17 protein-coding genes are annotated in these 13,940 nt (G+C 61.7%); 13 read left to right on the top strand and 4 right to left on the bottom strand.

Annotated elements, in window-relative coordinates; genetic code table 11:
* The first annotated feature begins 2 nt into the window (after positions 1 to 2).
* The 5 genes from xdhB to ybaK all read left to right on the top strand — a co-directional run bounded on the left by xdhB (position 3) and on the right by ybaK (position 4,970).
* Positions 3 to 2,330 (top strand): xanthine dehydrogenase molybdopterin binding subunit, encoded by a 2,328-nt coding sequence (gene xdhB, locus ACUXUR_RS07930; RefSeq protein ID WP_445501803.1) that lies wholly within the window; start codon positions 3 to 5, stop codon positions 2,328 to 2,330.
* Positions 2,327 to 3,292, top strand: a complete 966-nt coding sequence (xdhC, locus tag ACUXUR_RS07925) for a xanthine dehydrogenase accessory protein XdhC (protein WP_445501802.1) — start codon at positions 2,327 to 2,329, stop codon at positions 3,290 to 3,292. Before xdhB ends, xdhC begins: the two co-directional genes overlap by 4 nt.
* Positions 3,293 to 3,297: 5 nt before the next feature.
* The gene (locus ACUXUR_RS07920; protein WP_445501801.1) at positions 3,298 to 3,783 is read left to right on the top strand and encodes a nucleoside deaminase; all 486 of its coding nucleotides are present in this window, start codon (positions 3,298 to 3,300) and stop codon (positions 3,781 to 3,783) included.
* A 73-nt stretch (positions 3,784 to 3,856) separates the two neighbouring features.
* Positions 3,857 to 4,474, top strand: coding sequence for an urease accessory protein UreE (locus ACUXUR_RS07915; protein ID WP_445501800.1), 618 nt, complete (start codon positions 3,857 to 3,859; stop codon positions 4,472 to 4,474).
* A gap of 25 nt (positions 4,475 to 4,499) precedes the next feature.
* Entirely contained in the window at positions 4,500 to 4,970 is a 471-nt protein-coding gene (ybaK, locus tag ACUXUR_RS07910) for a Cys-tRNA(Pro) deacylase (RefSeq protein ID WP_445501799.1), read from the top strand.
* 53 nt (positions 4,971 to 5,023) lie between these two features.
* Here the strand turns inward: ybaK and ACUXUR_RS07905 are convergent, their stop codons facing one another.
* Positions 5,024 to 5,344 (bottom strand): hypothetical protein, encoded by a 321-nt coding sequence (locus ACUXUR_RS07905; RefSeq protein ID WP_445501798.1) that lies wholly within the window; start codon positions 5,342 to 5,344, stop codon positions 5,024 to 5,026.
* 210 nt (positions 5,345 to 5,554) lie between these two features.
* Between ACUXUR_RS07905 and dusA the strand changes: the two genes are divergently transcribed.
* The 3 genes from dusA (at position 5,555) to ACUXUR_RS07890 (ending at position 8,650) form a co-directional block, all read left to right on the top strand.
* On the top strand, positions 5,555 to 6,568 hold the full coding sequence (gene dusA, locus ACUXUR_RS07900; RefSeq protein WP_445501928.1) for a tRNA dihydrouridine(20/20a) synthase DusA: 1,014 nt from the start codon (positions 5,555 to 5,557) through the stop codon (positions 6,566 to 6,568).
* 860 nt (positions 6,569 to 7,428) lie between these two features.
* Positions 7,429 to 7,806 carry a hypothetical protein gene (locus tag ACUXUR_RS07895; RefSeq protein WP_445501797.1) on the top strand — a complete coding sequence of 126 codons (378 nt, stop codon included), beginning with the start codon at positions 7,429 to 7,431 and terminating at the stop codon, positions 7,804 to 7,806.
* 64 nt (positions 7,807 to 7,870) lie between these two features.
* Positions 7,871 to 8,650, top strand: a complete 780-nt coding sequence (locus ACUXUR_RS07890; protein WP_445501796.1) for an ADYC domain-containing protein — start codon at positions 7,871 to 7,873, stop codon at positions 8,648 to 8,650.
* A gap of 50 nt (positions 8,651 to 8,700) precedes the next feature.
* Here ACUXUR_RS07890 and ACUXUR_RS07885 read toward each other — a convergent pair whose 3' ends face one another.
* From ACUXUR_RS07885 to ACUXUR_RS07875, 3 genes are read right to left on the bottom strand one after another with little or no spacing between them, the layout of a single operon-like run.
* Entirely contained in the window at positions 8,701 to 9,408 is a 708-nt protein-coding gene (locus ACUXUR_RS07885; RefSeq protein ID WP_445501795.1) for a retropepsin-like aspartic protease family protein, read from the bottom strand.
* Positions 9,405 to 9,602, bottom strand: coding sequence for a DUF1289 domain-containing protein (locus ACUXUR_RS07880; protein ID WP_445501794.1), 198 nt, complete (start codon positions 9,600 to 9,602; stop codon positions 9,405 to 9,407). Before ACUXUR_RS07880 ends, ACUXUR_RS07885 begins: the two co-directional genes overlap by 4 nt.
* Before the next feature lie 15 nt (positions 9,603 to 9,617).
* Complete coding sequence (locus ACUXUR_RS07875) at positions 9,618 to 10,454, bottom strand: adenosylcobinamide-GDP ribazoletransferase (protein WP_445501793.1); 837 nt, start codon at positions 10,452 to 10,454, stop codon at positions 9,618 to 9,620.
* Positions 10,455 to 10,589: 135 nt separating this feature from the next.
* Here ACUXUR_RS07875 and cobT point away from each other — a divergent pair, with 135 nt between their 5' ends.
* The 5 genes from cobT (at position 10,590) to ACUXUR_RS07850 (ending at position 13,846) form a co-directional block, all read left to right on the top strand.
* Positions 10,590 to 11,615 carry a nicotinate-nucleotide--dimethylbenzimidazole phosphoribosyltransferase gene (cobT, locus tag ACUXUR_RS07870; protein ID WP_445501792.1) on the top strand — a complete coding sequence of 342 codons (1,026 nt, stop codon included), beginning with the start codon at positions 10,590 to 10,592 and terminating at the stop codon, positions 11,613 to 11,615.
* A 2-nt stretch (positions 11,616 to 11,617) separates the two neighbouring features.
* Positions 11,618 to 12,121 (top strand): thermonuclease family protein, encoded by a 504-nt coding sequence (locus tag ACUXUR_RS07865; RefSeq protein WP_445501927.1) that lies wholly within the window; start codon positions 11,618 to 11,620, stop codon positions 12,119 to 12,121.
* 69 nt (positions 12,122 to 12,190) lie between these two features.
* On the top strand, positions 12,191 to 12,823 hold the full coding sequence (locus ACUXUR_RS07860; RefSeq protein ID WP_445501791.1) for a uracil-DNA glycosylase family protein: 633 nt from the start codon (positions 12,191 to 12,193) through the stop codon (positions 12,821 to 12,823).
* Between the two features lie 13 nt (positions 12,824 to 12,836).
* Complete coding sequence (locus ACUXUR_RS07855) at positions 12,837 to 13,628, top strand: enoyl-CoA hydratase-related protein (RefSeq protein ID WP_445501790.1); 792 nt, start codon at positions 12,837 to 12,839, stop codon at positions 13,626 to 13,628.
* Positions 13,629 to 13,639: 11 nt separating this feature from the next.
* Complete coding sequence (locus ACUXUR_RS07850) at positions 13,640 to 13,846, top strand: hypothetical protein (RefSeq protein WP_445501789.1); 207 nt, start codon at positions 13,640 to 13,642, stop codon at positions 13,844 to 13,846.
* Positions 13,847 to 13,940: the final 94 nt, after the last annotated feature.

The raw sequence follows: 13,940 nt of genomic DNA, 5'->3' as shown, positions 1-13,940 counted from the left end.
CCATGAGCGTACCCGCCAAACCTATCGAAACAGAAACGCTCCGCCACGTCCGTAAGCCTCTACCGCATGATTCCGGCCCCAAGCACGTGCAGGGCGTCGCGCAATATATCGACGATATCCGCGAGCCGGAGGGGACGCTCCATGTCGCCATCGGCCAAGCGCCGAAAGCGCGGGGGCGGTTGGTTTCGCTCGATGTCTCCGCCGTGCGGAATACGTCTGGCGTGATTGCCGTTCTCACAGTCGCCGACATTCCCGGCAAGAACGACGTGTCGCCTGCGTTCGGCGACGATCCTCTGTTCGTCGACAGCGAAATCAGCTTTCTCGGACAGGCCGTCTTCGCCGTCGTCGCGACGAGCCGCGATATCGCACGGCGCGCGGTGAAGAAAGCGGTGATGGAGATCGAGTCCGAGACACCGAGCGTCACCGTCGAGGATGCACTGGCGCGCGGTGAAACCGTCCTGCCGGATTATTCATTTGGTCGCGGCGATGCGGATGCCGCTATCGCCGCAGCGCCCCATAGGCTCGAAGGCCAGTTTCGCGTTGGCGGGCAGGAGCACTTTTACCTCGAGGGCCAAGTGGCCTTGGCTGTTCCAGGCGAGGACGGCGATGTCCATGTCTATTCCTCGACGCAGCACCCAACGGAAGTACAGCACGTGGTTGCCCGCGTGCTCGATATCCCGGATTCTTACGTAACCTGCGAGACCCGCCGCATGGGTGGTGGCTTCGGCGGCAAGGAGAGTCAGGCAACGCAATGGGCCGTGACGGCGGCTCTTGCTGCGCGGGTGACGGGACGCCCGTGCAAGATCCGTCTCGACCGTGACGACGATTTCATCCTCACGGGCAAGCGGCACGATTTTCGCTGCGACTGGCGCGTCGGTTTCGATGGCGAGGGACGTATCCAGAGTTACGGCGTCGATCTGCTCGCACGCTGCGGCTATTCGGCAGATCTCTCCGCCGGCGTCGTGGACCGCGCGATGTTTCATGCGGACAATGCTTATTGGATGCCTGCCGTCCACATCGCCTCGAAGCGACTGAAGACCAACACGGTATCCAACACGGCTTTCCGTGGCTTCGGCGGCCCGCAGGGCATGCTCGCCATCGAGCATGTGATGGATCAGATCGCATGGGCGACAGGCCGCGATCCGCTCGATATACGTTATGCCAATTTCTATCGGCCGAATGAGAACCTCACCCCTTATGGCATGGAGGTGGAGGAGACGGATACGCTCCACAACCTCGTGCGCACGCTCGAAGAGACCTCGAATTACCGCATGCGTCGAGAGGAGATTGCGGCTTTCAATGCCTCCTCGCCGATCATGAAGCGCGGGATTGCGCTGACCCCCGTGAAGTTCGGCATCAGCTTTACGCTGACCCATATGAATCAGGCGGGAGCACTGGTGCATGTGTATCAGGATGGCTCCGTGCATCTGAACCACGGCGGCACAGAGATGGGGCAGGGGCTCTACATCAAGGTGGCTCAGGTGGTGGCCGAGGAATTCGGCATCGCCATGGAACGCGTGCGGATCACGGCGACGACCACGGCAAAGGTGCCCAACACCTCGCCGACGGCGGCCTCCTCCGGCTCCGATCTCAACGGAATGGCGGCGAAGATCGCGGCAGGCGCAATCAAGAAGCGCATGATTGCCTATGCTGCCGAAGCCTATAGCGTGCCGGAAGACCAGATCGAGTTCCGCGACGACCGCGTGTTCATCGGCAACGAGAGCATGCCGTTCGACGAGCTGGCGAAGAAGTGCATTCTCGCCCGTGTCCAACTTTCCGAGGCCGGACATTACAAGACGCCGAAGATCACCTGGGATCGCGCCAAGGGCACAGGCAGGCCCTTCTTCTACTTCGCCTATGGTGCGGCGTGCTCCGAAGTCATCGTCGATACGCTGACCGGCGAGAACAGGCTTCTGCGTGCGGACATTCTTCACGATGTCGGGCGCTCCATCAATCCAGCCATTGATATCGGCCAGATCGAGGGCGGCTTCGTGCAGGGCATGGGCTGGCTCACCACCGAGGAGCTGGTGTTCAGCACGGAGGGGCATCTGCTCACCCATGCGCCGTCGACCTACAAGATCCCGGTTGCCTCTGACGTGCCTGCTGATTTCCACGTGGCGCTCTATCCCAACTCCAATCGGGAAGAGACGATCTACCGTTCGAAGGCGGTGGGCGAGCCGCCGCTCATGCTGGCGAACAGCGTATTCTGCGCATTGGCCGATGCGATCCATGCACTCGATCCCTCGAAACCCGTGCCGCTGAATGCGCCTGCGACACCGGAGGCGGTCCTGCGCGCCTGCGAGAGCTTGCGGGGGAGGCCGATGGGGTGAGGGTCTGGCGACAGCTCACCGATTTCATCACGCGGCATGGAGCTGCGGCCCTGGTCACTGTGCATGAGGTGAAAGGCTCCGCGCCTCGGGAGAAAGATGCACGCATGGTCGTCCGGCCCGATGGCGCTTTCCACGGCACCATCGGCGGCGGCCAGCTCGAATTTCTCATGCTCGACATCGCGCGTGAGATGCTGAGCCAGGGGCGCGGGCCTGCGCGCATCATCGATCAGGCGCTGGGACCCGATCTCGGCCAGTGCTGCGGCGGGCGTGTAAAGATCCTCATCGAGACGTTCGACAGGCGCGACCTCGACGATATCGCTCCGCTTGTCGAAGCGGAGGCCAAGGGCGGCCTCTTCGACATCGAATGCCGGATGGAGGATGGCCGCGTCACGCGTGAGCTGGCCTCCGAGGCAGATGTCGCCCCCGGCTCCGAATGGCGCGAGACTCATGGCGAGGACCGCACGCCCGTTCTGCTCTTCGGCGCAGGGCATGTGGGTCGCGCGCTCGTCTTGGCGCTTGCGCCGTTGCCATTCGTCGTTCGCTGGCTCGACGATCGGGACGACGCCTTTCCGTCTCATGTCCCGGCGAATACATCCGCTATTCGCCTGCAAAGCCCTGAAGCCGAGATTGCGGAAGCGAGGCCGGATTCTGTCATTCTCGTGATGACGCACGATCATCCGCTCGATCTGGCGATCACGGCTGCGGCCCTGCAGCGCGGTTTTCCCTATGTCGGCCTCATCGGCAGCGCGACGAAGCGGGCTAGGTTCGAGAAACGTTTTCGGGAGCTGGGGCTGCCTCGAGAGCGGATCGCTTCCTTGGTCTGCCCCATCGGGGTGTCCGGCATCACGGACAAGGACCCGGCGGTGATCGCGGCTTCGGTGGTGGCCCAGCTGCTCCAGATACGGGAGCGCCGGCAGCTTGACCGAAATCTCTCGCCTCTCGCTGCCTCAGGCGGTACATAGGCCCCATGACCGATATGAACACACAAGATCAGCGCTACCTGAAGCGCGCCATTGACCTGTCCCGCGAGCACATGGAAGGCGGGGAGGGCGGACCCTTCGGCGCCGTGATCGTGCGCGACGGCAAGGTTCTGGCCGAGGGCTGGAACCAGGTGACCTCCGCCAACGATCCGACGGCGCACGCGGAAGTCACGGCGATCCGCCGTGCCTGTCAGGCGGTCGACGATTTCTCGCTGGAAGGCGCCACGCTCTATACAAGCTGCGAGCCGTGCCCCATGTGTCTCGCTTCCGCTTATTGGGCGCGAGTGTCGCGCATCGTCTATGCCAATACCCGGCAGGATGCGGCCGAGATCGGCTTCGATGACAGCCTGATCTATGACGAAATCCCTAAGCCTATCTCCGAGCGCATCATTCCCATGGACCACCTGCCGAGCCTGGAAGCCAAGGCTGTCTTTCAGGCTTGGGCGGACAAGCCGGACAAGGTCGAGTATTAATGTCGAGTCTTAACTCGGCCTCGTGCGCTTCCTATCTAACGCTGACTTAAAACATTCACCCCGAGACAAAGCCATGCCCCGCGTCACCACTATCGTTCGCAAGCCCGCCGTAAAGGCCGACCGTGTCGTCGACACGGTGACCCTCGACCATGAGGCGAGAAACCGGCGGCAGGCGACGCTGAAGGGTGAGGGCGGCACCGAGATCCTGCTCGATCTCGACATGGAGACTACGATCAACGATGGTGATGCCCTGCGTCTGGAGGATGGCCGCCTCGTTCAGGTGAAGGCAAAGCGTGAAGGGTTGCTGGAGGTGAAGGCGGAGAACCCGTTGCGTCTCATGCGTCTTGCCTGGCATCTCGGCTCGAACCATGGCCTGGCCGAGATCACGAATGATGCTCTCTACATTGAGAACGATCCGGCCCTTGCGGAACTCGCGCGCGGGCAGGGCTGCACCGTAACGCCCGTGGAGCGCCCGTTCAAGCCGGAGCGCAGCACCCATGTCTGCGATCACGATCACCACCATCACGGCCACGGGCATCACCACAATCATGATCACCATCATGACCATGCCCATGGCCGCACGCATGAGCATCATGACCACGAGCATTCTCATGGTCATGAGCATCACCACGAGCACGGCCATGGCTGCGGATGCGGCCACCATCACCATGGCCACAAGCACGATCACTGATCGCTTGAATTTCTGAAGCCATCCCATGTCCAAGACGACCCGCGCCACGCAGGCCCTTCAGCAGGCCGGCGTTTCCTTCACGGTTCATTCCTATGAGTATGATCCGAATGCGGAGCGCATCGGCTTGCAGGCTGCAGAGGCGATGGGAGCGGATCCCAACAGCGTGCTGAAAACCTTGATGGTGCTGGTGGATGGGAGGCCTGCCTGTGTCGTCGTTCCCTCCGACAAGGAGGTGAACCTGAAGAAGCTCGCTGCCGCTCTCGGCGGCAAGGCGGCGCAGATGATGAAGCCTGCGGATGCGGAGCGCGTGACCGGCTACCACGTGGGCGGCATTAGTCCCTTCGGTCAGAAGAAACGCGTGCCGACGCTCCTCGAGCAATCCGCCTTCGCGCATCCGAAGGTCTTCATGAATGGCGGCCAGCGGGGGCTTCAGGTGAAGTTGACGCCAGGCGACGCGGCCTCGGTGCTGGGCGCCAAGGTCGCTGAACTGATCTGATGCCATGAGGGCGCGGAGGGAGCACTCGGCATCCCTCCGCTGAAAAGAGCGTGTTATTGCCTCTTCGTGGTCGAAGAGGTCGAACCGGTGGTGTCCGTCGGCAGCTTCTTTTTATGGCCGGGAGCGTAATCAGAAGCGCCCGTGCCAGTCGTGGACCCGGTCGTGTCCGACTTCATCTGTTGACCGGGGGCGTAGCCCGAGGCGCCGGGGCTGGTCGTCGAACTGTTCGTATTGGACTTCATCTGCTGGCCCGGGGCATATTGGGACGCGCTGTTGGAATTGGTAGTGCCGTTAGAAGTCTGCGCATAAGCGGCCACAGGAAGTGCCGACAGCATAGCGGCGGCACAAGTAATACCAAGCATTGTCTTCATCATTACGCTCCTTAGGGGATGCGGTTCTTGGACTGGAAGAACGTATGCTGATGAGGAGTGTTCCACTCGTTGCCTGAAAGATATCAATACGCTTTTATGTTGAGATTCGATTATGGTATTAAATGAATGTCACATGAATGGCGGGCGCCCATGTGACACCGACGACCGCTTATTTTCCTTGTGATTGTCGTCCCCATATTGGAAAAGGCCGCCCTGACCTCATCCAACCGCGCTGAGAAGATGATCCAGAAGTTCCTCACTGTTGCGCCCATGATGGACTGGACTGACCGGCATTGCCGCGCGTTCCATCGCGTCATGTCGCGCCGGGCGCGGCTTTATACAGAGATGGTCACCACGGGTGCGGTCATTTTCGGGCCGCGGGAGCGTCTGCTCGGCTTCAGTGATGCGGAGCATCCGGTGGCGGTGCAGCTTGGCGGATCGAACCCGGCAGAGTTGGCCCAGGCCGCCAGGATCTGTGCCGATTTCGGCTATGACGAGATCAACCTCAATGTGGGCTGTCCCTCCGACCGGGTGCAGAACGGCCGCTTCGGCGCCTGCCTCATGCAGGAGCCCGTGCTCGTCGGCGAGTGCGTGGCCGCCATGAAGGCCGCTGTCTCCGTGCCCGTGACGGTGAAATGCCGCATCGGCGTGGACGATCAGGATACGGAGGACGCTCTCAATCGGCTGAGCGAAAGCGTTGTCTCCGCAGGCTGCGACGAGCTCACGGTTCATGCGCGCAAGGCTTGGCTCCAGGGCCTGTCGCCGAAGGAAAACCGGGATATTCCGCCTCTCGATTATCCTCGTGTCTATCGCCTCAAAGCAGCGCGTTCGGACCTGCCGATTGCCATCAACGGGGGCATCAAGACCTGGGCCGAGATTCATGAGCACCTGAGGCACGTCGATGGCGTCATGCTGGGCCGGGTGGCCTACCATGAGCCCGAGATCCTGCTTTCTGTCGATCGTGAGCTGTATGGGGAGGAGCCGCCGGTGGCCGACGGCTTCGAAGCGGTGGAGGCTTACGAGCCTTATATCGTAGCACAGCTAGAGAAGGGCGAGCGCCTCAGCAACATCACGCGCCACATGCTCGGCCTCTTCTCGGGGCAACCTGGAGCCAGAGCCTTCCGTCGACACTTGGCGACAGAGGCGACGAAGCCTGGAGCTAACCTCAGCACCCTTCGCGATGCCGTGGCTCATGTGCGTGTTAAGCAGCTGGAAGCCGTGGGATAGAGACCAGCCTTAGTCAGCGGGATGCATTTGCGTTCATTTTCGGCAGCTTATGCCCATCATGGGTTGTGATACAACCATGCGTTCGTAAGCCTTGTGAAGTTTCACTTATTTTCTTCCAGGATTGGAAAAATATTAATGGTCGGCTTTAATATAACATAACATGTCCTAGTTCTGCCTCGAGCGGACAAGCCTCGGCACCCGCTCACTCACTCTAGAGGGAGAAAGTCCATGTTTCTTCGTTCATGCACTGCCATCCTGGCAGTCGCAGTTGGAATCTCAACGGTATCGGGTACGCAAGCGGCTCAGATCGCGAACGGCCCTGCCGCGAATGGTCTAAGCGCAAATGGCCTCAGCCTTAATGGCCTCAGCGCCAATGGCACGGATTCTCAAGGCCACCTCAAGGATGCCTCGTCCAATTCAACTGATCTTGAAGCCGTAATTCTGCAGGATGGTTCTGTTATCTTTCTGAAGTAACAGAATTATCGATCTCATCCTGTCGTCAGCCCCCACTTCGGTGGGGGCCTTTTTGTTGGCTCGGCAGCCTCCTCAACAGGAGCGTGGCTCCGGTTCTTGTGCCTTTGTAGGTGAAGGGCGCTTGTAGCACCGCGCCTCATCCTGCGGATGGCCACCAAGTCTGTTCCGAACGCGTCCGTCGTGTGTTCGCTGGCCATTCTTGAAGATGTTCCCGGTAAGTCAGGAACCATCTTTACTTTAAGTTATAGATTGCAGGTTGCGCAACGTTAAGTAAGCAATTCTCAATTAGTAATTGAATGAAATAGTATGCTTGATAACTAGAAATATTACGCAAAGTTAGTCTTGCAAAATTGCATTTATAACGTTACATTTGAAGCTATACTGTAATGCAATTAAGTGTATTTTCCTCTTCGCGAATGAAAAAGAAACTTTACGTCATTCGCAAAACAGCAACTAAGGGGATTAATATGATCAACCGGTTTTACATTTCGGTTCTTGCTATCACGTTTGCGCTTTCGGCAACTTGTGGTGCAAGTGCGCTTGAGATCTCAAACGGTCTGAGCGTCAACGGTCTGAGCGTCAACGGTCTGAGCGTGAACGGCCTCAGTGTTAATGGTCTGAGCGTAAATGGTCTGAGCGTGAATGGTCTCAGCGTGAACGGCCTCAGCGTGAACGGCCGAGATGCCACCGGCGCATTTCCGGTGGGCATGAAGCTTCAAGCGGCAATCCTGCAGGATGGTACGCTGATCTCGCTCGGCCAATAAGAGAAATTACTTGATAACTTGCAGCCTCTCGTTCGAGAGGCTGCTTCCTGATCAGGATCCGTTCATGCGCATCCAGGCCCTCGCATCCTTTCTGCTGATCACCCTGTATAGTCTCGCCTTCCCCCACACTGCCATCGGCGCGGACGGCAGGCTTCAGGCCGATGGGCCGGAGCTTGTGCTGAGCTTGAACGATGGCCGGATTCTGCGCGGCGACGACCTGATCGGGGTGCGTTTCGTTCTTGCCGGCCCTCACGGAAAAACACAGGTTCAGATTGTCGGCTTCGCCGAGGATACGGCAACAACCGGCGGATCGATCCCACTCTACAGCCTCTCCGTCAGCACGCCTGACGGCCTGTCCGACAATTTTTGTCGGCCCGATTCTCGTGGGCGCCATGCAGGATTCCCCCTGCCGGATGGCGCCGGCGGCTTCAATTTTACCTGTACGAGCGGCGCCGAGGGCAAGTGCGTTCTCATGGGCTACCGCCCCTGGGAGGCCAGGGATGGAGTCCCGATGCGCGACCTCCATCGCGCCTGCGTGCATATGCTGAGAGCCGATTACGGCGGAGATGATCAGCCGACAACGCGCGATGGCACATCCGTCGATGTTTTCGATCGTTTCGGCATTCAGAAATCAGAGAAAGCAGACGGAATGCAGTTCGAGGCGGCTTGGGGACCTGATGGTGCGGTATGCGTCGCTCATCCGCGCATTGCGCAGAATGTAACGTTTGAGCAGCTCACCGAGCGGTATCCTCGTTTGGCAGGCAGACTAGGGCCGAAGAACTGCAGCCTCGAAATGATGCAGGCGGAGCCGCGCGCGCTCCTCTTCAATCATTCCTTTCCCTGAGTCTTGATGATCTGCTGGCGAAAGGCCGGGGCTTCAGCTGCCCTGTTGCGTCATCGAGGAGCTGTCCTCGCCCTTAAGATCAGCCGGTTGCCGCGGACCTCGTAAGAGCCAAGACGTTCCAGGAATGTCATTCCGAGAAGATTGGCGTGCAGCACGCCTTCTCTTGCGACGAGCGCGCGGATATTGCGCTCCGTGATCGGCCCGACCGACAGATTGTCGATGATGACGGGAGCGGCGAGCGCACCGCCATTCGCGGTCGCGACGGGAACGGAATAGTCCAGCGTTTCCGGCTTGAAACCGAGAGCGATCGCATTCTCCGCGCGCAGCACCACCGTACTCGCACCCGTGTCGAACACGAAGCGCGTGTCGCGCCCGTTCACCTTGCCCTGGAGCAGGAAGCTGCCGTCCATTCTGCGCGCGGCGACCACTTCGCCATCCGATGTAACGACCGTGCGGCCGACCGAAATGTCGCCGATGGCGCGGTCGATCACGGTCTGAAATTCACCGCGTGAGGCATACATGACCATGAGCGCGATCAGCACGCCGCCACTCACGGCAAGGGCCTGGATGCCATAGGTCCAGTGACGGGCGAAACCTTCAATGATGCCGCCGGCGAGAAGAAGGCCGACTCCGCCAAAGCCCAAAAGACCTGCGGCTTCGAGAGGAGTGAAGGCGCCGATATCCTGCTCGGCGAACATCGCAATCAGCAGCGCTGCCATCAGAAGCAACCCGCCTGCGCCACGAATGCCCGACATCATTCGGCCTTGTCCTGTTGGATGGCGAAAGCCTGCCGCATGCGCTCCGGCAGCTCGGCCATGATCCGCAGGCGCTCTTGCTCCGTCAGGCGATACCAGCGCCCGATTTCCTCCCGCGTGCGGCCGCAGCCCTCGCAGAGCCCCGTTTCGGGGTCAAGGATACAGACTCGGATGCAGGGGCTGGAGGCGCGGGTCATGCTACCTTCATGTTGTTACGGATGGATCATGATCAAGAGGCCGAACAGCGCAGCAATCTCGGCGATCTGCTGGGTCGCACCCGCGATGTCGCCGGTCTGTCCCTGGATGTGATGATCGGCAAAGCGGATCATGCCGTAGCCGGACAGGACGGAGAGAGCCATCATCAGGATGATGCCTTCGAACGGGAGGCCCCCGAGCACTCCCAGGATGATCGCTGCGGCACCGGCAAGGCCCGCGGCGAACCAGAAGACGTCACGTGGGGGCTGGCCCACGGCATGGGAGGCTCCCTCGAGCCGGGCCGGAGGGAGAAAGACGAGCGGCATGAGGCCAGCCGTCCGGCACAAGGCAGCAATGCCGAGGATCGCGGCCGCGGCCGCGACACCATCGGTGCGGGTGATCAGCGTCGCCAGGGCTCCGATCCGAAAGGCCAGCGCAAGGAAGAGGGCCGCCGCCCCGAATGTGCCGATCCGGCTGTCGCGCATGATGTCGAGGCGCCGCTCACGGGTGGCTCCGCCGAAGCTGTCGGCGGTATCGGCAAGGCCGTCCTCGTGGAAGGCACCCGTGGTCAGGGTCATGACGCTCACAGCCAGAATCGCGGCGAGCCAGGGGCCGAGATCGAGCCAGAGCGCGCTGGCCATCGCAAGCGCAGGTAGGATACCGAGGATAAGGCCCGCCAGCGGCAGGACGCGGGCAAGGCGGGGGAAGTCCGGCAAGGCATGAGGGGTCTGCTCATAAGGAAGGGCAGGGACCGGAAGGCGCGAATAGAAGCGCAGGCAACGGGCCAGATCGATCATGACGGCCTGCCAGAAGCCGGTCGGGACACTCTGGGTCGTTTCCATTTGCTCGGACATGCTTCACCCCGCGTGGTTGGCCCCTGTCTTCTTTGACCGCATTTTCTTGCGGCAAACCGGTGTCGACTTCGCCGGAAAATGCTTATAGGTCACGCCAAATCAGATTCCGCAATGCCCGTTGGGCCGGAGCTCCTCATGACCAATCCCGCATCCTCGCCATTCGATGATATCCGCCGGCTGATCACGACCATGCCTGGTCCAGACGAAGCGGCCATCGAAGCCGTGCGGATGCGGGACCGGCAACTGACGAAGCCTACAGGCAGCCTGGGACGCCTGGAGTGGATCGCCGAATGGCTCGCCGCCTGGCAGGGCAAGCCCAGTCCCACCGCGGACCGTCCGCTGGTCTGCGTCTTCGCCGGAAGTCATGGCGTGACGGCGAAGGGCGTATCGGCATTCCCCTCCGAGGTGAACCGCCAGATGCTCGAGAACTTCGCGGCAGGCGGAGCGGCCATCAACCAGATCTGCGCGGCCTATGGCCTCGGCTTCAAGGTCTTCGACCTTGCCCTCGACATGCCGACAGGCGACATCACCGAAGCGGAAGCCATGGACGAGAAGGCCTGCGTTGCCACCATGGCCTTCGGCATGGAGGCGATCGCCGGCGGCACGGATCTCCTCGCGGTCGGTGAAATGGGCATCGGCAACACCACCGTTGCTGCGGCGATCTACACCGCGCTCTTCGGCGGTCCTGCCGAGCATTGGGTGGGCCGCGGCACGGGCGTGGACGACGAGGGCCTGAAGCGCAAGGTCGCTGCCGTTGAGGCGGCTGTTGCCTATCATCGCGATCACCTCAAGGATCCGCTCGAGATCCTGCGCCGTCTCGGCGGCCGCGAGATCGCGGCGATGGCGGGCGCGATCCTGGCGGCTCGTCTCCAGCGCATCCCCGTGGTGCTCGACGGTTATGCGACGACCGCGGCCGCAGCCGTTCTCCACGCCATTCACCCCTCGACCATCGACCACTGCATTGCAGGCCATCTCAGCGCCGAGGGTGCGCATCAGGATGTGCTGGCCCGCCTCGGCAAGATCCCGCTTCTGGCTCTCGGCATGCGCCTCGGCGAAGGCTCGGGCGCTGCTCTGGCGATGGGCATCGTGAAGGCCGCCGCTGCCGTGCATCGCGATATGGCCACCTTCGGCCAGGCCGGGGTTTCCGAGCGCCTGTCGTGAGAATGCGCCGACGCCGCTTCGGTGCGGGCGGCATTCAATCCCTCATTATCGCGCTGGCGCTCGCCGGCGGATCGGTGATCGCCTTCAAGCCGAATGGCCGTGCCCTGGAGGGGAGCGCCCACGTTACCGATGGCGACACCATCAATATCGGCGATGCCAAAATCCGCCTGAAGGGAATCGACGCGCCGGAGATGGACCAGACCTGCTTGCGCGCGGGCCGCTCCTATCGCTGTGGCGACACGGCCCGTCGGGCGCTGATCGACATCGTCTCCGGCGAGAATGTTCAGTGCAGGGCTGCAGGCCGTGACCGCTACCAGCGGATCCTGGCTCGCTGCACTGTGAAGGGGAGCGATATCGGCGCCCGGATGGTGGAGGGCGGTTGGGCGGTTTCTTACGGGCGCGACTACGACATTCAGGAAATGCGTGCGCAAAGCCGGGGAGAAGGTCTCTGGGCCGGCGAGTTCGAGCGCCCGCAGGACTGGCGACGCTCCCGTGCGGGCAAATGAGTTCGGGCGCGACCCTTTGGCCTTTGTCCGCCGCTCGCTGAAGACTGCCGGAATCCCCATCTGAGACGGATGAATCCTGCTGATTTCGAAGAGCTCGCGCGCGATCTGCGCGCCTGCCGCATCTGCCGCGATGCGCCGCGCTATGGCTCTGCGCTGCCCCATGAGCCGCGCCCGATCATCCAGGGCAGTGCTTCGGCGCGGCTTTGCATCGCCAGCCAGGCGCCCGGCACGCGGGCTCACGCCAGCGGCATTCCGTTCGATGACCGCTCCGGCACCCGGCTGCGCGAATGGCTGGGGCTCGATAGGGGAGCGTTCTACGACGCCTCCAAGGTCGCCATTGTACCGATGGGCTCCTGCTTTCCGGGGCAGGACGCCAAGGGCGGCGATCTGGGCCCGCGCCGCGAATGCGCGGAGACTTGGAGGCAGCCGCTGTTTCAGGCGCTCCCCCATCTCGAACTCGTCCTGCTCATCGGCCAGTACGCGCAGGCCTGGCATCTCGGAGACGAGTGTCGGGAGGGGCTGACGAATACCGTGAAGCGCTGGCGGGAAATCCTCTCCAGCCCGCAGAAGCCGCGCATCCTGCCGCTTCCGCACCCATCGTGGCGTAACAACGGGTGGCTCAAGACCAATTCCTGGTTCGAAGAGGAGCTTTTACCTGTTCTTCGCTCTGAGATCCGCACTATGTTCAAGCTCGACCGCTGAGGAGCTTTGATCCGTGAGTCTGACGACCCTGCGCTGCACCATCGAGGGACCTGTCGCCACTATCGCACTGGCGCGGCCCGATAAGCTGAATGCCTTGAACGGCACCATGCATGCCGAATTGCGGGAGACGCTCGAACGGTGCGAGCAGGATGACGCCGTGCGTGTCGTGGTGCTGACCGGGGAGGGCAGGGCCTTCTCCTCGGGCCAGGACCTCACCGAGAACCTCCCCAGGGACGAGAAGGGCCGCATCGACCTCGGACCGCCGCTCGCCCGTGACTACAATCCTCTCGTTCTCAAGCTCGCCAACTATCCGAAGGTCACCATCGCTGCCCTCAATGGTCCGGCGGTCGGTGCCTCCATGAATATCGCGCTCGCCTGCGACATCGTCGTGGCCGCGCGTTCGGCCTATCTGCAGGAGGCTTTTGCCAAGATCGCACTCGTGCCGGATGCCGGCGGTACCTGGATTCTGCCCCGCCTTGTCGGACCCAAGCAGGCGCTCGCCCTCATGCTCACCGCCGAGCCCATTCCCGCCGAGGAGGCGCAGCGCATGGGTCTGATCTTCAAGGTCTTCGACGATGCCTCCTTCGCGGTGGATGTAGCCGCCTTTGCGGCATCTGTCGCCGCCGGTCCGGGACTTGCCCAACGCCTCACAAAGCAGGCCGTGGCGCAGAGCCTCTCCAACGATCTGCAGACGCAGCTCGAACTCGAGGCGCGGCTGCAGCGGGAGGCGGGTTTCAGCCGTGACTTCCTGGAGGGCGTCACCGCATTCCGCGAGAAGCGCAGCCCCCGGTTCGAGGGGCGGTGAGGGGATCGATCATGCGTCGTCTCCCGTGGATCCTGATCCTCGCCACGCTAAGCATCGTTTTGACAATCATTGTCTCGCGCGATCCTGAGCGCGCCGAGCGCCTGTCGGAAATGTACTGGAGCGTGGCGTTCACCGGCGAGACGCGCGAGATGGTCATCCTGCTGCTCGCTCTCGGTATCGGCGCCTTCATCGTCTATCTCACCGTAACCCGACGCTGAGACGCCTCAATGCGTTCTCGTTTGTTCACGGGGCATTCAAGTGTAACATTTTATCCTTGATCCGAAATGCCCGTTCCCCGGGTGAACAAGGTTT

The sequence above is a fragment of the Microvirga medicaginis genome (assembly GCF_052658925.1).
This window is presented reverse-complemented; position numbering and strand designations above follow the sequence as displayed.